At 72.3% G+C, this 20,567-nt stretch carries 20 protein-coding genes and 1 riboswitch; of the genes, 10 read left to right on the forward strand and 10 right to left on the reverse strand.

The window, feature by feature from the left end; translation table 11 throughout:
• Positions 1-19 precede the first annotated feature (19 nt).
• Positions 20-955 (forward strand): N-acetylmuramic acid 6-phosphate etherase, encoded by a 936-nt coding sequence (gene murQ, locus ACP7TJ_RS14330; RefSeq protein WP_367487471.1) that lies wholly within the window; start codon positions 20-22, stop codon positions 953-955.
• A gap of 48 nt (positions 956-1,003) precedes the next feature.
• Positions 1,004-1,573, forward strand: coding sequence for a hypothetical protein (locus tag ACP7TJ_RS14335; RefSeq protein ID WP_093768671.1), 570 nt, complete (start codon positions 1,004-1,006; stop codon positions 1,571-1,573).
• A gap of 78 nt (positions 1,574-1,651) precedes the next feature.
• On the opposite strand, the gene ACP7TJ_RS14340 is transcribed toward ACP7TJ_RS14335, so the two are convergent.
• The 5 genes from ACP7TJ_RS14340 to thrC form a co-directional block, all read right to left on the reverse strand.
• Positions 1,652-2,779 (reverse strand): NADH:flavin oxidoreductase, encoded by a 1,128-nt coding sequence (locus tag ACP7TJ_RS14340; protein WP_167743463.1) that lies wholly within the window; start codon positions 2,777-2,779, stop codon positions 1,652-1,654.
• Positions 2,780-2,999: 220 nt separating this feature from the next.
• Positions 3,000-4,622 (reverse strand): chaperonin GroEL, encoded by a 1,623-nt coding sequence (groL, locus tag ACP7TJ_RS14345; RefSeq protein WP_093768669.1) that lies wholly within the window; start codon positions 4,620-4,622, stop codon positions 3,000-3,002.
• A 446-nt stretch (positions 4,623-5,068) separates the two neighbouring features.
• The gene (locus tag ACP7TJ_RS14350; RefSeq protein ID WP_004986573.1) at positions 5,069-5,272 is read right to left on the reverse strand and encodes a cold-shock protein; all 204 of its coding nucleotides are present in this window, start codon (positions 5,270-5,272) and stop codon (positions 5,069-5,071) included.
• A 430-nt stretch (positions 5,273-5,702) separates the two neighbouring features.
• Complete coding sequence (locus tag ACP7TJ_RS14355; protein ID WP_093768668.1) at positions 5,703-5,978, reverse strand: ubiquitin-like small modifier protein 1; 276 nt, start codon at positions 5,976-5,978, stop codon at positions 5,703-5,705.
• Between the two features lie 64 nt (positions 5,979-6,042).
• Positions 6,043-7,332: a threonine synthase gene (gene thrC, locus ACP7TJ_RS14360; protein ID WP_093768667.1), complete on the reverse strand. Its 1,290-nt coding sequence runs from the start codon at positions 7,330-7,332 to the stop codon at positions 6,043-6,045.
• A 17-nt stretch (positions 7,333-7,349) separates the two neighbouring features.
• A riboswitch (SAM riboswitch) is annotated at positions 7,350-7,497 on the reverse strand.
• 136 nt (positions 7,498-7,633) lie between these two features.
• Between thrC and ACP7TJ_RS14365 the strand changes: the two genes are divergently transcribed.
• The 3 genes from ACP7TJ_RS14365 to otsB all read left to right on the forward strand — a co-directional run bounded on the left by ACP7TJ_RS14365 (position 7,634) and on the right by otsB (position 10,924).
• The gene (locus tag ACP7TJ_RS14365; protein ID WP_427763410.1) at positions 7,634-8,602 is read left to right on the forward strand and encodes a glucosyl-3-phosphoglycerate synthase; all 969 of its coding nucleotides are present in this window, start codon (positions 7,634-7,636) and stop codon (positions 8,600-8,602) included.
• Between the two features lie 62 nt (positions 8,603-8,664).
• A complete protein-coding gene (locus tag ACP7TJ_RS14370) occupies positions 8,665-10,053 on the forward strand; it encodes an alpha,alpha-trehalose-phosphate synthase (UDP-forming) (protein WP_367487474.1) in 1,389 nt (462 codons plus the stop codon).
• A gap of 10 nt (positions 10,054-10,063) precedes the next feature.
• Entirely contained in the window at positions 10,064-10,924 is an 861-nt protein-coding gene (gene otsB / locus ACP7TJ_RS14375; RefSeq protein ID WP_189911448.1) for a trehalose-phosphatase, read from the forward strand.
• A 111-nt stretch (positions 10,925-11,035) separates the two neighbouring features.
• Here the strand turns inward: otsB and ACP7TJ_RS14380 are convergent, their stop codons facing one another.
• Both ACP7TJ_RS14380 and ACP7TJ_RS14385 read right to left on the reverse strand, forming a co-directional pair.
• Complete coding sequence (locus ACP7TJ_RS14380; RefSeq protein WP_093768663.1) at positions 11,036-11,272, reverse strand: DUF3263 domain-containing protein; 237 nt, start codon at positions 11,270-11,272, stop codon at positions 11,036-11,038.
• Positions 11,273-11,281: 9 nt separating this feature from the next.
• Positions 11,282-12,550 carry an extracellular solute-binding protein gene (locus ACP7TJ_RS14385; RefSeq protein WP_167743467.1) on the reverse strand — a complete coding sequence of 423 codons (1,269 nt, stop codon included), beginning with the start codon at positions 12,548-12,550 and terminating at the stop codon, positions 11,282-11,284.
• A gap of 115 nt (positions 12,551-12,665) precedes the next feature.
• Here ACP7TJ_RS14385 and ACP7TJ_RS14390 point away from each other — a divergent pair, with 115 nt between their 5' ends.
• The 3 genes from ACP7TJ_RS14390 to ACP7TJ_RS14400 all read left to right on the forward strand — a co-directional run bounded on the left by ACP7TJ_RS14390 (position 12,666) and on the right by ACP7TJ_RS14400 (position 15,847).
• Entirely contained in the window at positions 12,666-13,631 is a 966-nt protein-coding gene (locus ACP7TJ_RS14390) for an ROK family protein (RefSeq protein WP_376725719.1), read from the forward strand.
• On the forward strand, positions 13,631-14,800 hold the full coding sequence (nagA, locus tag ACP7TJ_RS14395; protein ID WP_380873505.1) for an N-acetylglucosamine-6-phosphate deacetylase: 1,170 nt from the start codon (positions 13,631-13,633) through the stop codon (positions 14,798-14,800). Before ACP7TJ_RS14390 ends, nagA begins: the two co-directional genes overlap by 1 nt.
• Before the next feature lie 117 nt (positions 14,801-14,917).
• Positions 14,918-15,847, forward strand: coding sequence for a 1-phosphofructokinase family hexose kinase (locus ACP7TJ_RS14400; protein ID WP_367495888.1), 930 nt, complete (start codon positions 14,918-14,920; stop codon positions 15,845-15,847).
• 12 nt (positions 15,848-15,859) lie between these two features.
• On the opposite strand, the gene ACP7TJ_RS14405 is transcribed toward ACP7TJ_RS14400, so the two are convergent.
• A complete protein-coding gene (locus tag ACP7TJ_RS14405; RefSeq protein WP_093768658.1) occupies positions 15,860-16,780 on the reverse strand; it encodes a carbohydrate-binding protein in 921 nt (306 codons plus the stop codon).
• Between the two features lie 114 nt (positions 16,781-16,894).
• The gene (gene cdgB / locus ACP7TJ_RS14410; RefSeq protein WP_093768657.1) at positions 16,895-18,583 is read right to left on the reverse strand and encodes a diguanylate cyclase CdgB; all 1,689 of its coding nucleotides are present in this window, start codon (positions 18,581-18,583) and stop codon (positions 16,895-16,897) included.
• A gap of 316 nt (positions 18,584-18,899) precedes the next feature.
• Here cdgB and ACP7TJ_RS14415 point away from each other — a divergent pair, with 316 nt between their 5' ends.
• Together ACP7TJ_RS14415 and ACP7TJ_RS14420 are read left to right on the forward strand one after the other, a co-directional pair.
• Positions 18,900-19,484, forward strand: a complete 585-nt coding sequence (locus ACP7TJ_RS14415; protein ID WP_093768656.1) for a flavin reductase family protein — start codon at positions 18,900-18,902, stop codon at positions 19,482-19,484.
• Positions 19,485-19,538: 54 nt separating this feature from the next.
• Positions 19,539-20,006: a GNAT family N-acetyltransferase gene (locus ACP7TJ_RS14420; RefSeq protein ID WP_189911443.1), complete on the forward strand. Its 468-nt coding sequence runs from the start codon at positions 19,539-19,541 to the stop codon at positions 20,004-20,006.
• Positions 20,007-20,088: 82 nt separating this feature from the next.
• Here ACP7TJ_RS14420 and arfB read toward each other — a convergent pair whose 3' ends face one another.
• A complete protein-coding gene (arfB, locus tag ACP7TJ_RS14425) occupies positions 20,089-20,514 on the reverse strand; it encodes an alternative ribosome rescue aminoacyl-tRNA hydrolase ArfB (RefSeq protein ID WP_370163782.1) in 426 nt (141 codons plus the stop codon).
• Between the last annotated feature and the right edge of the window lie 53 nt (positions 20,515-20,567).

The raw sequence follows: 20,567 nt of genomic DNA on the forward strand, positions 1-20,567 counted from the left end.
GACCGAAAGAACACCGCCCATGACCTCCGCCTCCCGCGACCGCGATCTGCGCTCCCAGCTCGAGACCCTGACCACCGAGGCGTTCCGGCCGGAACTGGCGGACGTCGACCGGCTGCCGACGGCGGAGATCGCGCGGCTGATGAACGCCGAGGACGCCACGGTCGCGGGCGCCGTGGCCGAGCAGGTGCCGGCGATCGCCGCCGCGGTCGACGCCGTGGCGGAGCGGATGGCGCGCGGCGGGCGGCTGGTCTACGCGGGCGCGGGCACGGCGGGGCGGCTGGGCGTGCTGGACGCCTCCGAGTGCCCGCCCACCTTCAACACCGACCCGGCGCGGGTCGTCGGCCTGATCGCCGGCGGCCCGGACGCCATGGTCACCTCGGTCGAGGGCGCCGAGGACTCCCCCGAGCTCGCCGAGGCCGACCTGGAGGCGCTGGGCCTCACCCCCGACGACACGGTGGTCGGCGTCTCCGCCTCCGGCCGCACCCCGTACGCAATCGGCGCGGTCACGTACGCCCGGAAGCACGGGGCGCTCACCGTGGGACTGTCGTGCAACCGGGGCAGCGCGCTGGCGGCGGCGGCCGAGCACGGCATCGAGGTGGTCGTGGGCCCGGAGTTCCTCACCGGCTCCACCCGCCTCAAGGCCGGCACGGCGCAGAAGCTCGTGCTGAACATGCTGTCGACGATCACGATGATCCGGCTGGGCAAGACGTACGGGAACCTGATGGTCGACGTGCGCGCCTCCAACGAGAAGCTGCGCGCCCGCTCCCGCCGGATCGTCGCCCAGGTGACGGGCGCCGGCGACGACGCCGTGGAGCGCGCCCTGGCCGCCACGGACGGCGAGGTCAAGCACGCGATCCTGGTGCTGCTGGCCGGGGTGGACGGGCCGACGGCGGCCCGCTTGCTGGACGAGGCCGACGGGCATCTGCGGGCGGCGCTGGCGGCCGCGGGGAGCTGACCGTCCGGGCTGGGATACTGGAGCGGTCCCCCACCCGGAGAATCCACCATGAACCACGCACAGCTCACCGCCCTCGGCCGGGCGCTGCGTGTGCTCGGTGAGCACGGCGAGGCGCTCTCCGCCGACACCCCGGACGCCCGTCTGCACGAGGTGCGCAACGACCTGCGGCGGGCGCTGGACCTGCTGGAGGACACCGTGACCACGGCGCCGCCCAGCACCCGCTGCGCCGAGCATCCCACCGGACCGGTCGACGAGAGCGCCCCGGACCTGTGCCTGCTCTGCGAGACCCGGCGCCGCGCCGCCCGCCGCGCCGAGTTCAACGGCCCGGCCCCGCAGGCCCGCCCCGCCGGTCCCGCCCCCTCCCGCTACGGGGTGCGCGGCGACCGCCCGCAGCCGCAGCAGCGCTGGCTGCCGGAGATGTGGAACGGCCAGGCGTGGCAGCTGTGCGGCACCCCGCGCCGCGACCGCCGCGAGGCGGAACTGTTCGTCAAGGCCCAGCTGCGCTCCCCCCGTCCGGCGATGGCCTACCGCGTCGTCCACGAGTTCACCGACTACGAGGTCCTGCGGGTGTGGGGCACCCCGGTCCGCGTGGACATCGAACCCATGGGCAACCTCTGAGACCCGCGAGCCTCCCGGCGGAAAGGCGCGGCGTCCCCGCCGGAGGGGCGCCGCGCCAGGCCCCGGACCGGGCCGGACTCAGCTCAGCGACGTCAGCGACGCCGCGTCGTACGACGTGAGGTCGCCGAAGCGGCCGGCCAGGACCTTGGCCGCCCACTCCGGGTCCTGGAGGACCGCGCGGCCCACCGCGACCATGTCGAACTCGTCGCGCTCCAGGCGGTCCAGGAGGTCGTCGATGCCCCGCAGCGCGGCGCCCTCGCCCAGGAAGGCGCGGCCGAACTCGCCGTCCAGGCCGACCGAACCGACGGTGATCGCGGGGCGGCCGGTCAGCTTGCGGGCCCAGCCGGCCAGGTTGAGGTCGGAGCCGTCGAACTCGGGGAGCCAGTAGCGGCGCGTGGACGCGTGGAAGGCGTCGACGCCGGCCGTGGCGAGCGGGGTGAGGATCGCCTCCAGCTCCTGCGGGGTCTCGGCGAGCCGGGCGTCGTAGTGGTCGGCCTTCCACTGCGAGAAGCGGAACACGACCGGGAAGCCGGGCGACACGGCCGCGCGCACGGCCTGCACGATCTCCACGGCGAACCGGGTGCGGGCGACCGGGTCGCCGCCGTAGGCGTCGGTGCGGCGGTTGGTGCCCGCCCACAGGAACTGGTCGATGAGGTAGCCGTGGGCGCCGTGCAGTTCCACGCCGTCGAAGCCGATGCGCTCGGCGTCGGCCGCCCCCTTCGCGAACGCAGCCACGACGTCGTCGATGTCGGCCTGCGTCATGGCCCTGCCGCCCTCGGCGCCGTCCAGGCGCAGCCCCGACGGTCCGACCGCCGGCGCCTCCGGGAAGGGCGGCTTCCCCTGCTCGCGGACCATGCCGACGTGCCACAGCTGCGGCACGATGCGGCCCCCGGCGGCGTGCACCGCCTCCGCGACCTTCGCCCAGCCGGCCAGTTGCTCCTCCCCGTGGAACCGCGGGACGCGGTCGCTGATGCCGGCGGACGGGTGGTCGACGTACGTGCCCTCGGTGACGATCAGCCCGACCCCGGCGGCGGCCCGGCGGGCGTAGTACGACGCGACGTCCTCCCCCGGCACCCCGCCCGGCGAGAACTGGCGGGTCATGGGCGCCATGACGATGCGGTTGGGCACGGTCAGCCCGTTGAGGGCGACCGGCCGGGCCAGGATCTCGGCGGCACGTCCGGTGGTCGCGGAGGCGGCGACGGTCATGAGGAGGACTCCTTGCGGATACTCGACGGTATGTGTACGTGCATACAACGCACCCTTCGTCGAACCCGCGTGAGGCGGTGAGCATTCCCGCCTCCCGCCCGTCCGCGTCCGTGACACCGGTCACCCCCTGCGGCGCCCGGACACGCCGGAGGGCGGCACCCCCTGTGCGGGGAGTGCCGCCCTCCGGACCTCGGACGGGTCCGAACCTGACGGATCAGGCTCAGAAGTCCATGTCACCGCCCGGCATGCCGCCGCCGGCCGGGGCCGCGGCCTTCTCCGGCTTGTCGGCGATGACGGCCTCGGTGGTGAGGAACAGCGCGGCGATCGACGCGGCGTTCTGCAGCGCGGAGCGCGTCACCTTGGCCGGGTCGATGATGCCTTCGGCGATCATGTCGACGTACTCGCCGGTCGCGGCGTTCAGGCCGTGGCCGACCGTGAGGTTGCGGACCTTCTCCACGACGACGCCGCCCTCGAGACCACCGTTGACGGCGATCTGCTTCAGCGGGGCCTCCAGGGCGAGCTTCACGGCGTTGGCGCCGGTCGCCTCGTCACCCTCGAGCTCCAGCTTCTCGAACACCTGGGAGGCCTGCAGCAGGGCCACGCCACCACCGGCGACGATGCCCTCCTCGACGGCCGCCTTGGCGTTGCGCACGGCGTCCTCGATGCGGTGCTTGCGCTCCTTGAGCTCCACCTCGGTGGCGGCGCCGGCCTTGATGACCGCGACACCGCCGGCGAGCTTCGCCAGGCGCTCCTGCAGCTTCTCGCGGTCGTAGTCCGAGTCGCTGTTCTCGATCTCGGCGCGGATCTGGTTCACCCGGCCCTGGACCTGGTCGGCGGAGCCGGCGCCGTCCACGATGGTGGTCTCGTCCTTGGTGATGACCACCTTGCGGGCCTTGCCCAGCAGGTCGAGGGTGGCGTTCTCCAGCTTGAGGCCGACCTCCTCGGAGATGACCTCGCCGCCCGTGAGGATGGCGATGTCGCCGAGCATGGCCTTGCGGCGGTCGCCGAAGCCCGGGGCCTTGACGGCGACGGACTTGAAGGTGCCGCGGATCTTGTTGACGACCAGGGTCGACAGGGCCTCGCCCTCGACGTCCTCGGCGATGATCAGCAGCGGCTTGCCCGACTGCATGACCTTCTCCAGGAGCGGGAGCAGGTCCTTGACGTTGGAGATCTTGGAGTTCGCGATCAGGATGTACGGGTCGTCGAGGACGGCCTCCATACGCTCCATGTCGGTGGCGAAGTACGCCGAGATGTAGCCCTTGTCGAAGCGCATACCCTCGGTGAGCTCCAGCTCCAGACCGAAGGTCTGGGACTCCTCGACGGTGATGACGCCTTCCTTGCCGACCTTGTCCATGGCCTCGGCGATGAGCTCGCCGATCTGGGTGTCGGCGGCGGAGATGGAGGCCGTGGAGGCGATCTGCTCCTTGGTCTCCACGTCCTTCGCCTGCTCCAGGAGGGCGGCGGAGACGGCCTCGACGGCCTTCTCGATACCGCGCTTCAGGGCCATCGGGTTGGCGCCGGCGGCGACGTTGCGCAGGCCCTCCTTGACCAGGGCCTGGGCGAGAACGGTCGCCGTGGTCGTACCGTCACCGGCGACGTCGTCCGTCTTCTTGGCGACTTCCTTGACCAGCTCGGCGCCGATCTTCTCGTACGGGTCCTCGAGCTCGATCTCCTTGGCGATGGAGACACCATCGTTGGTGATCGTGGGGGCGCCCCACTTCTTCTCGAGGACGACGTTGCGGCCCTTGGGGCCGAGCGTCACCTTCACGGCGTCCGCGAGCTGGTTCATGCCGCGCTCGAGGCCGCGCCGCGCCTCCTCGTCGAACGCGATGATCTTGGCCATGTGAAGTGGTCCCTCCAGGACTGGGGGTGATTCCTTCGGACCGCGCCCGCGCCCGCGACGGACGGCTCGCCTGCCGTGTGGTTCCTTGCCCCACCCGACCTGGCGGGCCTCACCGACCCGGTCCTTCGTTGTCACTCTCACCTTCAGAGTGCTAACGCCAATGATTAGCACTCGACCCCCGAGAGTGCAAGGCGCGCTCGCGGAGGGACTCCACCGAAGGCGGGCGCGCAGCAGCCTTTCGGCCCAGGCGCCCCAAGGGCTCGGGGCCGCTCTCAGCCGCGCGCGAACACGGCGCGCGCGGCGCACGCGCCTGTCACGCCTCTGGCGGGCTTCGAGCGCCGCCCCAGCGCGCGGCCCCGGCGTTCCGGGCATGACGAAGGGCCCGCACCCCGGAAGGTGCGGGCCCTGTCGCCGGCAGAAGATGTCGCGTGCTGCTGGTAGCGCGTTCAGGCGGTGACGCGAACCATGTCGGCCTGCGGGCCCTTCTGACCCTGCGAGATCTCGAACTCGACCCGCTGGCCCTCTTCAAGGGTGCGGTAGCCGTCCATCTGGATCGCGCTGTAGTGGACGAAAACATCCGCACCACCGTCGACCGCGATGAAGCCGTACCCCTTCTCCGCGTTGAACCACTTGACGGTGCCCTGAGCCATGCCTAACTCCCCTATTACTGGCCCTTGCACAGATCCACACTTCGCGGACCCGGGTCAGACCTCACCCCCCAACGGTTGGGGGCGTGCGCCGGAACGCGTCGACCGCGGCTGAATGTATCTGTCCAACTGCCGTCTGCAACAGGTCAATCGGACGAGAAATCTGGACGCCGCCGGTCCGGAATGTGGCAAGAATTCGCCAGAATTCAGGGCAAGTCGGGCCGGGCAAAGGAGACAAAAGCCGCGAAAGGAGCCCGCACTTTGGCTACATCCAGTCGGGTCTGCGGCAGGAATTCAGGGTTCTCGATCAACGGATCGGGAGCGCGTTCCCCAACTCTACCGCGCTCAATCCCATGGAATTGCCCCCTCCGCTTCTCTCACGGAGGGGGCAATGGCATAAACGCTCGGTAACGGTCATTACCGAAGGTAATGATCAGCCTCCGGCGACCGCCGGGATGATCGACACGCCGGCGCCCTCGGGGGTGGCCGTCTCCAGACCCTGCTCGAAGCGCACGTCGTCGTCGTTGACGTAGACGTTGACGAAGCGGCGCAGCTTGCCCTGGTCGTCCAGGACGCGGGCGGCGATGCCGGTGTGGTTCTTCTCCAGGTCCTGGATGACCTCGCCGAGGGTGGCGCCCTCGGCGAGGACCTCGGCCTTGCCGCCGGTGTAGGTGCGCAGGATGGTGGGGATGCGGACGGTGACGCTCACTTGAAACCTCCGGTCAGGATGAATAGCCAGGGGGCGCGGGGCTGTGGTCGGTGTGCGGCCGGCGCTAGACGAGCCCGGCCTCACGGAACGACTCCAGGCTGGGCCGGATGGTCGCCGTGAGCCCGGTCCCCGCCACCGCGTCCAGCGTCTTGAGCCCGTCCCCGGTGTTCAGCACGACCGTGGTGAGGGACGGATCGAGGACGCCGTCCTCGATCAGCTTCTTCGTCACGCCGACCGTGACACCGCCCGCGGTCTCCGCGAAGATCCCCTCGGTGCGCGCCAGCAGCTTGATCGCGTCGACCACCTGCGCGTCGGTGACGTCCTCCACCGCGCCGCCGGTGCGCCGGGCGATGTCCAGCACGTAGGGGCCGTCCGCCGGGTTGCCGATGGCCAGCGACTTGGCGATGGTGTCCGGCTTCTGCGGGCGGACCACGTCGTGCCCGGCCTTGAAGGCGGTGGACACCGGCGAGCACCCCTCGGCCTGGGCGCCGAAGATCTTGTACGGCCGGTCCTCGACGAGCCCGAGCCTGATCAGCTCCTGCAGCCCCTTGTCGATCTTCGTGAGCTGCGAGCCGGAGGCGATCGGGACGACCAGCTGGTCGGGCAGGCGCCAGCCGAGCTGCTCGCAGATCTCGTACGCGAGGGTCTTGGAGCCCTCGGCGTAGTACGGCCGCAGGTTGACGTTGACGAAGCCCCAGCCCTCGCCGGCCGGGTCGCCGATCAGCTCGGAGCAGAAGCGGTTCACGTCGTCGTAGTTGCCCTCGATGCCGACGAGCTCGCCGCCGTAGACGGCGGCCATGACGATCTTGCCCTGCTCCAGGTCGTGCGGGATGAACACGCAGGAGCGGAGGCCGGCCCGGGCCGCGGCGGCGCCGACCGCGCCGGCCAGGTTGCCGGTGGAGGAGCAGGAGAGCGTGGTGAAGCCGAAGGCGCGCGCGGCCTCCAGGGCCTGGGCGACGACCCGGTCCTTGAAGGAGTGCGTGGGGTTGCCGGAGTCGTCCTTGACGTAGAGGCCGCCGGTGACGCCCAGTTCGCGGGCGAGGTTGTCGGCCTGGACGAGCTTGGTCCAGCCCGGGTTCAGGTTGGGCTTGGTCGCCACGTCCGCGGGGACGGGCAGCAGCGGCGCGTAACGCCAGATGTTCGCGGGACCCGCCTCGATGCGCTTGCGGAGCTCTTCGGTGTCGTGACCGGAGAAGTCGTAGGCGATCTCCAGCGGGCCGAAACACTCCTCGCAGGCGAAGACCGGGCCGAGGGGCACACGGTGGCCGCACTCGCGGCAGGACAGCGCGGCGGCGGGACCCAGGTCGACGGAGTTCGCGGTGTCGGTGGTGCTTGCAACAGTCTGCACAGCCATGGAGGCGAGGCCCTTTCTCCTCATCTTCCTCACGACGCACTTCGCCGTGAGACGGATTTGGCACCTTCCCTAGCCGGGAGCCTCGCCACGTCCGCGTGACAGGAACCGACTGGAGGGTTGCCGGGGCTTCATCGGGCCGTGTCCCTCTGCCCCTCTGGATGAGCGGTGTTCAGTTGTGCGCCGCGCGACCCCGAGATGCAGGGCCCGTCGGCGTTGTTCAAGACTGTAACCGAAGGCCCGGACGGCGGAGAGCGCCGTCCGAACCCCGAGATGGATCACCGGCCAGTGAGGAGCCCGGACCGTGCTGGAAGAAGTCGAGCGCTGGCTGATCGAGCGCTCCTGGTCGGTGGCCGACCGTCCCCTGCACCGGATCCTGGCGGCGAAACGGGCCTCGGGGCAGACGGTGAGCGTGGTGCTGCCCGCGCTCGACGAGGAGGCCACCGTCGGGGAGATCGTCTCCGTCATCCGGCACGACCTGGTGCTCCAGGTGCCGCTGGTCGACGAGGTGGTGGTGATCGACTCGGGCTCCACGGACCGCACCTCCGAGGTGGCCGCGGCGGCGGGCGCGACCGTGGTGCACCGGGACGCGATCCTGCCCCGCATACCGGCCGTGCCCGGCAAGGGCGAGGTGCTGTGGCGGTCGCTGCTGGTCACCCGCGGCGACATCGTGTGCTTCGTCGACGCCGATCTGAGGGACTTCTCCTCCGACTTCGTCACCGGCATCGTCGGCCCGCTGCTCACCGAGCCCGGCCTCCAGCTCGTCAAGGCCATGTACGACCGGCCGATGACCCTGGCCGACGGGAGCACCACCGGCGCGGGGGCCGGGCAGGGCGGCCGGGTCACGGAGCTGATGGCCCGCCCGCTGCTCAACATGCACTGGCCGCAGCTCGCCGGGTTCGTGCAGCCGCTGGGCGGCGAGTACGCGGCCCGCCGGAGCCTCCTCGAACAGCTCCCGTTCCCCGTCGGGTACGGCGTCGAGCTGGGCATGCTGGTCGACGCCCTGCACCTGGTGGGCCTGGACGCGCTGGCCCAGGTGGACGTCGGCGTGCGCAAGCACCGGCACCAGGACGGGCAGGCGCTCGGCCGGATGGCCGCCGCGATCTACCGCACCGCGCAGCTGCGGCTGGCCCGCGCGCATCTGCTGCGGCCGTCGCTGACCCAGTTCGAGCGCACCGGGGACGCCTTCGAGCCCCGCACGTACTCGGTGGACACCGAGGAGCGGCCGCCGATGACGGACATCGCGGAGTACCAGGCCCGCCGGGTGGCCTGACGCCGGCCGGTGTGACGCACCACCACGTTTGAGGCCCGGGGGGCCGGGCTAGGTTGAGGCGTATGGCTTCAAGCTTCGGTGCAGCTCAGGTGCTGGTCGCCTCCAACCGGGGGCCGGTGTCGTACGCGGTGGCGGACGACGGTTCGCTGAGGAGCAAACGGGGCGGCGGGGGACTGGTCTCCGGCCTCTCGGCCATCGGCCCCGACTCGGGCGCCCTGTGGGTGTGCTCGGCGCTGTCCGACGGCGACCGCGAGGCCGTGCGGCGCGGCGTCGGCGAGGACGGCGTGCGGATGCTGGACATCCCGGCGGACGTGCACGCGGACGCGTACAACGGCGTCGCGAACTCGGTGCTGTGGTTCGTCCACCACATGCTGTACCAGACGCCGCTGGAGCCCGCCTTCGACGCGGAGTTCCGCCGCCAGTGGGCCTCCTACGAGACGTACAACCGCGCGTTCGCCCGGGCGCTGGCCGAGGAGGCGGCCGAGGGCGCGGCCGTCCTGGTGCAGGACTACCACCTGACCCTGGTCCCGGGCATGCTCCGCGAACTGCGCCCCGACCTGCGCATCGGGCACTTCTCGCACACGCCGTGGGCGCCGCCCGAGTACTTCGCGATGCTGCCCGACGACATCGCGCGGCAGGTGCTGCGCGGGATGCTCGGCGCCGACCGGCTCGGCTTCCTCACCCACCGCTGGGCGGACGCGTTCACCGCGTGCTGCGAGCGGTTCGCCGGCGGGCTCGGCGGCACGCGGATCGGGGTGCACGGCCTGGGCGCCGACGCGGACTTCCTGCGCGCCCGCTCGCACGAGGCGGACGTCGACGAGCGGATGGCCGCCCTGCGCGAGGAGATCGGCGAGGGCCGCAGGACCATCGTCCGCGTCGACCGCACCGAGCTGTCCAAGAACATCGTGCGCGGCCTGCTGGCGTACCGGCAGCTGCTGGAGGACCGGCCCGAGTGGCGCGAGCGCGTGGTGCACCTCGCCTTCGCCTACCCGTCCCGGCAGGACCTCGCCGTCTACCGCGACTACACGGCCGAGGTGCAGCGGCTCGCCCAGGAGATCAACGAGCAGTACGGCACCCCGGGCTGGCGCCCGGTCGTCCTCCATGTGAGGGACGACTTCGCCCGCTCGCTCGCCGCGTACCGGCTGGCCGACGTGGCCCTGGTCAACCCCATCCGCGACGGCATGAACCTGGTCGCCAAGGAGGTCCCGGTGGTCTCCGACGCGGGCTGCGCCCTGGTGCTGTCCCGCGAGGCGGGCGCCCACGAGGAACTGGGCGAGGACGCGATCACCGTCAACCCGTACGACGTCGTCCAGACGGCGGAGGCGCTGCACGAGGCGCTGTCGATGCGCCCGGAGGACCGCACGGAACGCTGCAAGCGCCTGGCCGCGGCGGCGACGGCACTGCCGCCGGCACGGTGGTTCCTGGACCAGCTGGAGGCGCTGCGTGGATAGGTTGGGGCGCATGGCCAGTCAGACGGACTCCACGGACCCCGGCGACCTGCCGACGCCCGCCACGCAGGCCGGGCGGGACGGACTCGACGCGCTCCTGGCCCGCCCGGGCAAGGCGCTGATCGGGCTCGACTTCGACGGCACGCTCGCGCCGATCGTGCCCGACCCGGAGCAGGCCCGCGCCCATCCGGACGCGGTGCCCGCGCTCGCCGCGCTCGCCCCGAAGGTCGCGGCGGTGGCCGTCGTCACCGGCCGGCCGCCCGGCGTCGCCGTGCGCCACGGCGGCTTCGCGGGCGTGCCCGGTCTCGAGCACCTGGTGGTGCTCGGCCACTACGGCGCCGAGCGGTGGGACGCGGTCACCGGTTCCGTCACCGCGCCCGCCCCGCACCCCGGCGTCGCCGCCGCCCGCGCGGAGCTGCCCGGGCTGCTGGACCGGGTGGGGGCGTGGCAGGGCACGTGGATCGAGGAGAAGGGGCGGGCGGTCGCCGTCCACACCCGTAGGGCGTCCGACCCGCAGGCCGCGTTCGAGGCGTTGCGCGAGCCGCTGGCGGACCTCGCGACACGGCACGGTCTTGTCGTGGAGCCGGGGCGGATGGTGCTGGAGTTGCGTCCGCCGGGGATGGACAAGGGGGTCGCGCTGCTGGAGTACGCGCGGGAGATCGGGGCGGGGTCGGTGCTGTACGCCGGGGACGACCTGGGCGATCTGGCGGCGTTCACGGCGGTGGACAAGCTGCGGGCGTCCGGGACGCCGGGGGTGCTGGTGTGCAGCGGCAGCGAGGAGGTCGCGGAACTCCGGGACCGAGCCGACCTGGTGGTCGACGGGCCGTCGGGGGTGGTGCACTTGCTGCGCACGCTGGCGGACCGGCTCGCCTGACGAGGGTTCCTCGCCACCGCCGGACGGGCTGATGTCAGCCCGTCCGGCGTCTGAGGACGAGGCCCGCCAGGGCCGATGAGGGGGGTCCGGGGGCGCAGCCCCCGGGGACGGTCACCGCTCCCCGCGCCGCGCCTCCCGTACCCGCCGCAGGCGGTTCACCGTCACGGGATCGTGGGCCAACGCCCGCGGATCATCAAGGAGGGCGTTGAGCAACTGGTAGTACCGCACCGGCACCAGCCCCAGCTCCTCGCGGATCACCCGCTCCTTCGCCCCCGGCGACACGACCCCCCGCCGCTCCAGCGCGAGCACCGCCCGCTCGAGCCGCCCCAGCTCCTCGCCCTCACCCATGCCGGCAGGCTACTCCGCGCTCTCCGCCCGCACGGCCGCGGCCTGCAGCTCGCCCAGCACGCCCGCGGGGCTGCCTCCCGGCTCCACGGCCCGGCCGATCTTCTGCTTGATCGCCGCGTTCACCGCGGCCCACGACGTCTTCCCCACCGGGTACAGCTCCGACAGCGGCAACTGGTCGAGGAACGGCTTGAGTTCCTTGTCCTGGCCCGACGCCGCCATCGCCCGCGACGCGGAGTTGGTGACCGGCAGCAGGTCGTACTCGCGGGAGAAGTCCAGCACGTTCTCCTCGCTGTAGACGAAGTCGAGGAAGTCCCCGATCTCGTCGCGGTGCCCGTTCTTCTCGAACGCCATCATCCAGTCGGCGACGCCGAGCGCGGACGGCGTCTCGCCCTCGGCGCCGGGGATCGGCACCATGCCGTACGTCACGCCCTTCTTCCGGGCCATCTCCATCAGCGAGGGGTGCCCGTTGAGCATGCCGACGTCGCCCGCGGCGAACGCCTCGAACGCCTTCGCGCGGTCGAGCTCGCCGGGCGCGACGGGCCCGGTGAGTCCCTTGCCGACCAGCTCGTCCCGCAGCCAGCTGACCGTCTCGACGTTCTCCGTGGAGTCGATGCCGTAGGTGCCGCCGATGTCGGTGTAGCCGCCACCGCCGCTCAGCAGCCACTGGAGGGTCTCGGCCTGCGCCTCCTCCGGGCCGAGGGGCAGCGCGTACGGGAACTTCACCCCGTCCGCCTTGAGCGCCTCGGCGCACTCGACCAGTTCGTCCCAGGTCTCGGGCGGGGTGAGCCCGGCCTCGGCGAACAGCGCCTTGTTGTAGAACAGCAGCCGTGTGGAGGCGGCGAAGGGCATGCCGTACTGCACGCTGTTGACCTCGCCGGCGCCGGAGAGCTGCGAGAGGAAGTCCGCCTGGACGGGGATGGAGAGCAGGTCGCCGGCGCGGTAGAGCAGGCCCTGGGAGGCGTAGTCGGCGTACGCGCCGATCTGCGCCATGTCCGGCGGGTCGCCCGCGTCGACCATCTCCTTGACCTTGCGGTCGACGTCGTTCCAGGAGTACACGCTGACGTCGATGTGCACGTCGGGGTGGTCGGACTCGTACCGCTCCACCAGGTCGGCCCAGTACTTCTTGCTGCTGTCGGCCGCGCCGTTGCCGTAGTCGGCGGCGACCAGCGTGAGGGTCACGTCGGAGGATGCGCCGTCGGCCCCGCATCCGCTCAGGACCGCTGCCAGTCCCAGCGCGGACACCGCCGCGATCGCCCTTGTCCTGACCCGCCGTCGCACGTGCTCTCCCCTGATCCGGCGCTATGCGCCATCCGTGGTTCCGATAATCGGATCAAGGTCTACACCACGTGAGTGGACTAGACCTCTTGCGGGTCCACGGGTCACACTGTTCCCCGTGAAACATGTCATCGCCCTCGACGTGGGCGGCACCGGGATGAAGGCCGCCCTGGTCGGGGCGGACGGCGAGCTGCTGCACCAGGCCCGCCGCCCCACCGGCCGCGAGCGCGGCCCGGACGCCGTGGTCGAGGGCATCCTCGGCTTCGCGGCCGAGCTCCACGCCCACGGCGCCCGCGCCCACGGCGAACCGGCCTCGGCCGCCGGCGTCGCCGTCCCCGGCATCGTCGACGAGGCGGAGGGCGTCGCCGCCTACGCCGCCAACCTCGGCTGGCGGGACGTCCCGCTGCGCGCCCTGCTCGCCGAGCGGCTCGGCGGCGTCCCCGTGGCCCTCGGCCACGACGTGCGCACCGGCGGTCTCGCCGAGGGCCGTCTCGGCGCCGGGCGCGGCGCCGACCGTTTCCTGTTCGTCCCCCTCGGCACCGGCATCGCGGGCGCCATCGGCATCGACGGCAAGGTCGAGGCGGGCGCGCACGGCTTCGCGGGCGAGATCGGCCACATCGTCGTACGGCCCGGCGGCGCGGAGTGCCCGTGCGGTCAGCGCGGCTGTCTGGAGCGGTTCGCGTCCGCGTCGGCCGTGAGCCGGGCGTGGGCCGAGGCGAGCGGCGACCCGGACGCGGACGCGGCGGACTGCGCCCAGGCCGTTGCCTCGGGCGACGAGCGGGCCGTGCGGGTGTGGCAGGAGGCGGTGGACGCGCTCGCCGACGGGCTGGTCACCGCGCTCACCCTGCTGGACCCGCGCACGGTGATCATCGGTGGCGGGCTCGCCGAGGCGGGGGAAACCTTGTTCACACCGCTGCGGGAGGCCATCCGGCGGCGGGTCACCTTCCAGAAGCTGCCGTCCCTGGTCCCCGCGACCCTCGGGGACACCGCAGGGTGCCTGGGCGCGGGCCTTCTCGCCTGGGACCTGCTCAAGACCACCGACCCCTCGGTCGGGACCACTGACCCCTCGGAGGTAACCACCTGATGGCCCCCACCAAGGTTCTCACCGGTGCCCGGGTGGTCCTGCCCACCGGGACCGTGGACGGCGGAAGCGTGACCGTCGAGGGCACGCGCATCGCGTCCACGGCCCCCGGCGCGTCCCCGTCCCCTGTGGAGGGCGCGGCCCAGACGGTCGACCTGCGCGGCCACTGGCTGGTCCCCGGCTTCGTCGACATCCACAACCACGGCGGCGGCGGGGTGTCCTTCGCCGGCGGCACCGCCGAGGACGTCCTCCAGGGCGTCCGCACCCATCTGCGCCACGGCACCACCACCGTGGTGGCCTCCGCCGTCACCGGCGACCTGGACTTCCTCGCCCGGCACGCGGGGATGCTGGCGGAGCTGGCCCAGCAGGGCGACATCGCCGGCATCCACTTCGAGGGGCCGTTCATCTCCCCGTGCCGCAAGGGCGCGCACGACGAGAGCCTGCTGCGCGACCCCGACCCGGCGGAGGTCCGCAAGCTGATCGACGCGGCCCACGGCCACGCCCGGATGATGACGCTGGCCACCGAACTCCCCGGCGGCCTGGACTCCGTACGGCTGCTCGTCGAGCACGGCGTGATCGCCGCCGTCGGCCACACGGACGCCACCTACGAGCAGACGGTGGCCGCCGTCGACGCGGGCGCGACCGTCGCCACCCACCTGTTCAACGCGATGCCGCCGCTCGGCCACCGCGCCCCCGGCCCGATCGCCGCGCTGCTGGAGGACGAGCGGGTCACCGTCGAGCTGATCAACGACGGCACGCATCTGCATCCGGCGGCGCTGCAGCTCGCGTTCCACCACGCGGGCCGTGACCGGGTCGCCTTCATCACCGACGCGATGGACGCGGCCGGCTTCGGCGACGGCCGCTACATGCTCGGCCCGATGGAGGTCGAGGTCGCGGACGGCGTGGCCCGGCTGGTGGAGGGCGGCTCGATCGCCGGCTCCACGCTCACCCTGGACCGCGCCTTCAAGCGGGCGGCGACGGTGGACGGGCTGCCCGTCGAGGACGTCGTCGCGGCGGTCTCCGCCAACCCGGCGCGGCTGCTCGGCCTGGACGACCGCGTCGGCTCGCTGGAGCCCGGCAAGGACGCCGACCTGGTCGTCCTGGACGACGCCTTCGAGCTGGTGGGCGTGATGCGCAAGGGGGAATGGGCGGTCGCTCCCCAACTGGCCTGATCCGTCCCCGGGACCGGTTCACGGTGGCCGGTCCCGGGGGTGGGCCGACCGCCTTCCTTTTGGCATGATCGTGACCCCGGGGCCACGGAAGGCAGGCAAGAGGGGGAGGTCGGCCCGGTGATTCTCACAGTCACGCTGAACACCGCTCTCGACATCACCTATCGCGTCCCGTCCCTGCGGGCGGGAGCCTCCCACCGGGTCTCCGAGGTGCTGGAGCGCCCCGGCGGCAAGGGCGTCAACGTGGCCCGCGTGCTGGCCGCGCTCGGCCACGAGGTGACCGTCACGGGCTTCTCGGGCGGCCCCACGGGACGCGTCCTGCGCGACCGCCTCGCCGAAGTGCCGCGCCTCACCGACGCCTTGGTCCCGGTCTCCGGCGCCACCCGCCGCACGGTGACCCTCGTCGACGGCCGCACCGGCGCCACGACCCATCTGGGCGAGCCCGGCCCGGACATCACCCACGCCGAGTGGTCCGCCTTCCAGGAGGTCTACGAGGACCTGCTGGCGTCCGCCTCCGCGGTGGCCCTGTGCGGCAGCCTGCCCCCGGGCGTCCCGGTCGGCGCGTACGCGCATCTCGTCCGCACGGCGCGCGCGGCACAGGTCCCGGTGCTGCTCGACACGAGCGGGGCGGCGCTGCGCCGCGGTGTGGCGGGCCGGCCCGACTTCCTCAAGCCCAACGCCGAGGAGCTGGCCGAACTCACCGGCTCCCACGAGCCGTTGCGCGCCACCCAGGACGCCCGCCGCCGGGGCGCCGGCACGGTGATCGCGTCCCTCGGCGCGGACGGCCTGCTCGCCGTGACCCCGGAGGGCCGCTGGCGCGCCACCCCTCCGGCCGCCCTGACCGGCAACCCCACGGGCGCGGGCGACGCGGCCGTCGCGGGCCTGCTGTCCGCCCTGGTGGAACACCGCCCCTGGCCGGAACGCCTGATCCGCGCCACGGCCCTCTCCGCGGCCACGGTCCTCTCCCCCACGGCCGGCGACTTCGACCGCGCGGCCTACGACCGCTTCCTGACGACGGTCACGGTCACGGGCGTGGCCACGGCGGCGTGAGGGACCCCTCGGCTACTCCGGGTTGGCGAGCCAGAACTGGTCGAGGACGGCGTTGCACTTGTTGCCCTCGGCGCAGACCAGCTCGATGGTGTTGGTGCCGTCGTTGAGGTTCACGTTGGCCCAGGTCTCCTTCCAGCCCTTCTCCCAGTCGCCCTTGGGAGTGTTGCCGAAGTTCTGCATGTTCAGCGGACGGCTCTCGGGCTTGCCGTTGACCACGATGGTCGCGTCGGCGTCCTCTCCGGGGATGCCGTACTGGACGTAGAAGCGGTAGCTGCCGGCCTTGACCCCGTTGACGGTCCAGGTGACCTTCGAGCCGACCTGGTTGAAGCCGGTGACGTAGACGCCGCCGTCGGCCTTCGCGCCCTTGAACTCCGACGCGAGGGTCGCGCCGCCGTCGAGGCGGAGCGCCTTCGCGTCCACGGTCGGCAGCTTCACCTCGTCCTTGTCCTTGTCCTCCTCCGAGGAGGAGGGGCTCGGCTCGCCGGTCTCCTGGGTGGCCGTCGGGGACGGACCCGCCTCGTTGCCGCCCTTGTCGTCGTCGTCACCGCTGATCATGGCGATGCCGATGCCGATCACGACCGCCGCGACCACGGCGATCGCGCCGATGAGCAGCCCCTTGGTGTTCGGGCCGCCGCCGCGGCCGCCGCGGGAGGGCTGGGGGGTGCGCGCGGTGGGCGCGCCGCCGGGCAGCGTCTCGGGGGCGGCGTAGTGCGCGCTGGGCTGGCCGAAGGCGCCCTGCTGGGGCGGCGCCTGGGGGGCGGGCCCCTGCTGGCCGTACTGGCGGGAACCGACCGGCCGCACCCGGTTCACCGAGTTCGGGTAGCCGTAACCCCCGGACGGCGGCTGGGCTCCGTTGGCCTGCCCGTCGGCGTACAGATAACCGAACGGGTCGTCGTCCTCGGGCGTGCTCGCGCCGTTGTTGCCGGGCGTCATCCCCTGTGCTCCTAGCTGCGGATCGGGTGCGTGCGTATGCGGAGAAGCCGAGCCTACCCGGTTCCTCTGACCCGAAAGGGTGACCTGGACCGCATCAACGCGCCGACCTGCGGATCATCCTGCACGCCTGTGCTGTTTGGGACGAGATCGTTTCTCGACGTACATCCGCTCGTCAGCTGACTTCAGCACTTCGTCGGCCGTCATGCCGCAGTGGGCCCATCCGATGCCGAAGCTGGCGCCGACCCGCACGGCCCGCCCCTCGGCCCGGATGGGCTGGATGATCTCGTTGCGCAGCCGTACGGCGAGGTCCTGCGCGTCGGCCCGGCCGAGCCCGTCGGCGAGGATGACGAATTCGTCACCCCCGAGCCGGGCCACGGTGTCACCGTCCCGCACGCCGTTGCTGAGCCGCCGGGCGACCTCGATGAGGACCGCGTCGCCCGCGTTGTGCCCGAACCGGTCGTTGATCGACTTGAAACCGTCGAGGTCGCAGAAGAGCACCGCGAGCCCCTTGGTGCCGTCGTCGGCGCCCGCGGCGGGCGCGACGGTGTGCACATGGTGGTCGTAGCCGTCGTACGTGTCGCTGCCGGGCGGGAAGTCGAAGTCGTGGCCGCGGTCGAAGACGGGCGGGCCGAAGGCGGCGTCGTGGGAGTCGAAGGACTCGTAGGGCTCCATGGGGTCCACGGCCGTCGGCAGGGCGCTCTGCGGCTGCTGGCTGCACAGCCGGGCGGACAGCCGGGAGCGCAGCTCGGCGGAGTTCGGCAGGCCGGTGAGCGAGTCGTGGGAGGCGCGGTGGGCGAGCTGGAGCTCGCGGCGCTTGCGCTCCTCGATGTCCTCGACGTGGGTGAGCAGGAAACGCGGCCCGTCGGCGGCGTCGGCGACCACCGAGTTGCGCAGGGAGACCCACACATAGGTGCCGTCGCGGCGGCACAGCCGCAGCTCCGCCCGGCCGCCCTCGGCGGAGGTGCGCAGCAGGGTGCCTATGTCCTCGGGGTGGACCAGGTCGGAGAAGGAGTAGCGGCGCATCGCGGAGGCGGGCCGGCCGAGCAGCCGGCACAGGGCGTCGTTGGTGCGCAGGATCCGGCCGTGCTGCTCGCCGCCCATCTCGGCGATGGCCATGCCGGAGGGGGCGTACTCGAAGGCCTGCCGGAAGCTCTCCTCGCTGGCCCGCAGCGCCTGCTGCTCGCGCTCCAGGCGGACCAGGGCGCGCTGCATGTTGGAGCGCAGCCGGGCGTTGCTGATCGCGATGGCGGCCTGGAAGGCGTACATCTGGAGGGCCTCGCGGCCCCAGGCGCCGGGCCGGCGGCCGTTGCGCGGGCGGTCGACGGAGAGCACGCCGACCAGTTCGCCGGAGGTGCCGCCGCCCTGCGGTCCGGGCGCGTACATGGGGGCGAAGAGCCGGTCGGAGGGGTGCCACTCGTCCTCGAAGCGGGGAGCGGGCCCGTCGGTGTACCACTGCGGGACGTCGTCGTCGTCGAGGACCCAGCCCTCGGTGTGCGGTATGAACACCAGGTCGCCCCAGCGCTCGCCCATGGTGAGCCGGCGGTCCCAGGACGCGCGGGAGCCGACCCGGCCGGTGATGAGGGCCTCCGCCGCCGCGTTCCCGGACAGGGCGGCGACCACGAGATCACCGTCGGGGCGTACGAGATTGACGCAGGCCAGCTCGTACCCGAGGGCGCCCACGACGCCGTCGGCGACCGTCTGCAACGTGTCCGCCAGACTGCGCGCCGTGTTCATGTCGGCCATGGCGCGGTGGAGTTGTCGCAGCGATGCCAGACGGACGTAGGGTTCCGACTCGGTCTCCATCCTCGCCCTCCCCCCGAGACCTCGCAGCACATCAAGGGTCATCATCGGCGTATCGTCGCAGCAGCTTCCCCGCCACTGAATCACAGCGCGCTGCTCACTCGGTACACAGGGTCAACAATTCTTGCCCCTTGTGACTCAAGTCACAGCTAAACGTGAACAATTGCGTGGTCTGCGCACGGTATCCCGGCCCATTTCCGCGACACGGATTGTGTGGCGATTGTGCGTGAATTGTGCCCGGATCAGCCGCTGGTCCTAGGTCCCGGTTCGGGCCACGGCCCGATGCGGTCTCCGTGCGGCGGAGATTAGCGTTTTGGATGTGCTGAACACTCCCGCCGCCCCGGCCCCGATCACCGTTCCGCCCGCCGCCCTGCATGCTGAGGGGGTGAGCAACGACGAGTTCCGTGCCGCCATGTCCCGTCTGGCCGCCGGTGTGGTCCTGGTGACCGCCGTGGAGCCGCCGCTGGACCCGGACGACCCGGGGGCGCCGGCCGGTGAGGACGTCGGCATGACCGCGACCGCGTTCCTGTCCGTCTCCCTGGACCCGCCGCTGGTGCTGGTCAGCCTGCGCACCGGCTCCCGCATGGACGAGCTGCTGGAGGAGCAGCCGCTGTGGGCGGTGTCCGTGCTGTCCGAGAGCCAGCGCACCATCGCGGGCCGCTTCTCGATGAAGGGCCGGCTCAGCGACCGTTTGCTCTTCGCGGACATTCCCCACCGGCGCGGCGAGTACACCGGGGCCCCTTTGGTCGGCGGCGCGCTGGCGACCCTGGAATGCCGCACCGAACAACGCGTGACGGCCGGCGACCACACCCTGGTGATCGGCCGCGTGATGACGGCCGCCGTGCCGAGCACGGAAGGCGGCCCGCTCACCTATTTCCGGGGCCGTTACCGCCAGTTGGGCTGAGCACCCCCCGAAATTCCTTTTACCGCACTCTCATTGCCCGCCTACCCTCCCCGCATGACGACCGCCAGGGCACCGCGCCTCGAAAAGATCACACCGGCGAACCTCGAGGCCGCCCTCGCCCTGCGGGTCCGGCCGGAACAGGAATACGCCGTCGACCCGGTGGCCCACTCCCTCGCGGAGGCGTACGTCCGCCCCGGCAAGGCGTGGCCCCGCGTGATCGTCGACGACGGCCGCGTGGTCGGCTTCGTGATGGCGTTCCTGGACATCGACTGGCGCGACGACGGCACCGACGTCCGCTCCGGCCTGTGGCGCCTCAACATCGCGGCGGACGAACAGGGCAAGGGCTACGGCCGCTTCGCGGTGAACGCGGTGGCGGAGGAACTACGCCGCCGCGGCACGAAGACCCTCCACGTCACCTGGCACCCCGGCGAGCACGGCCCGGAGGACTTCTACCTCACCCTGGGCTTCGAGAAGACGGACGAGAGGGTCAACGAGGAACACGTAGGAGCCCTGCGTCTGTAAGACGCCGAAGGGGCGCGGGGAACTGCGCGAACAACCCCCACCCACCCGCAGGTGAAGAACAAGGGCGTAGCCCACCCCCGTCTCACCAGTCCCGCGCGGAGCGCCCCCGCTTGGTCTCCGACCGCCGCTTCTTCTCCCTGAGCCGCCGCTCGTTGATCCCCCGAGGCACCCGGGTGGGCCGCCGCGGCTTGGGCGGAGGCGCCGTGGCCTCCGCGAGCACCGCCGCCAGCCGCACCGCCGCCGCCTCCCGGTTGCGCCACTGCGACCGGTGCTCGGACGCCCGCACCGTGATCACCCCGTCGGTCAGCCGCCCCGCGAGCCGCTCCAGCGCCCGCCGCTTCCACACCTCGGGCAGCGCCTCGGTCCTGGCGAGGTCGAACCGCAGCTCGACCTGGGTGTCGCTGGTGTTGACGTGCTGCCCGCCCGGCCCGGACGACCGCGAGAAACGCCACAGGAGCTCGGCCTCGGGCAGGGAGACGGAGCCGCGTACGACAAGGGGACCGGACATGACATACAGGTTCCCGCGCCCGCACCGGTCACGTCACCCGAATATCCGTACCC

It is taken from the genome of Streptomyces sp. DSM 41931, from assembly GCF_050271085.1.
In the GTDB taxonomy this organism is placed as follows: domain Bacteria; phylum Actinomycetota; class Actinomycetes; order Streptomycetales; family Streptomycetaceae; genus Streptomyces; species Streptomyces albogriseolus.

Bases quoted from the DNA above. Each gene is read 5' to 3' on its own strand.
- murQ (WP_367487471.1), top strand. From the start codon at position 20: ATGACCTCCGCCTCCCGCGACCGCGATCTGCGCTCCCAGCTCGAGACC.
- ACP7TJ_RS14335 (WP_093768671.1), top strand. From the start codon at position 1,004: ATGAACCACGCACAGCTCACCGCCCTCGGCCGGGCGCTGCGTGTGCTC.
- ACP7TJ_RS14340 (WP_167743463.1), bottom strand. From the start codon at position 2,779: ATGACCGTCGCCGCCTCCGCGACCACCGGACGTGCCGCCGAGATCCTG.
- groL (WP_093768669.1), bottom strand. From the start codon at position 4,622: ATGGCCAAGATCATCGCGTTCGACGAGGAGGCGCGGCGCGGCCTCGAG.
- ACP7TJ_RS14350 (WP_004986573.1), bottom strand. From the start codon at position 5,272: ATGGCTCAGGGCACCGTCAAGTGGTTCAACGCGGAGAAGGGGTACGGC.
- thrC (WP_093768667.1), bottom strand. From the start codon at position 7,332: ATGGCTGTGCAGACTGTTGCAAGCACCACCGACACCGCGAACTCCGTC.
- ACP7TJ_RS14370 (WP_367487474.1), top strand. From the start codon at position 8,665: ATGGCTTCAAGCTTCGGTGCAGCTCAGGTGCTGGTCGCCTCCAACCGG.
- otsB (WP_189911448.1), top strand. From the start codon at position 10,064: ATGGCCAGTCAGACGGACTCCACGGACCCCGGCGACCTGCCGACGCCC.
- ACP7TJ_RS14380 (WP_093768663.1), bottom strand. From the start codon at position 11,272: ATGGGTGAGGGCGAGGAGCTGGGGCGGCTCGAGCGGGCGGTGCTCGCG.
- nagA (WP_380873505.1), top strand. From the start codon at position 13,631: ATGGCCCCCACCAAGGTTCTCACCGGTGCCCGGGTGGTCCTGCCCACC.
- ACP7TJ_RS14405 (WP_093768658.1), bottom strand. From the start codon at position 16,780: ATGACGCCCGGCAACAACGGCGCGAGCACGCCCGAGGACGACGACCCG.
- cdgB (WP_093768657.1), bottom strand. From the start codon at position 18,583: ATGGAGACCGAGTCGGAACCCTACGTCCGTCTGGCATCGCTGCGACAA.
- ACP7TJ_RS14420 (WP_189911443.1), top strand. From the start codon at position 19,539: ATGACGACCGCCAGGGCACCGCGCCTCGAAAAGATCACACCGGCGAAC.
- arfB (WP_370163782.1), bottom strand. From the start codon at position 20,514: ATGTCCGGTCCCCTTGTCGTACGCGGCTCCGTCTCCCTGCCCGAGGCC.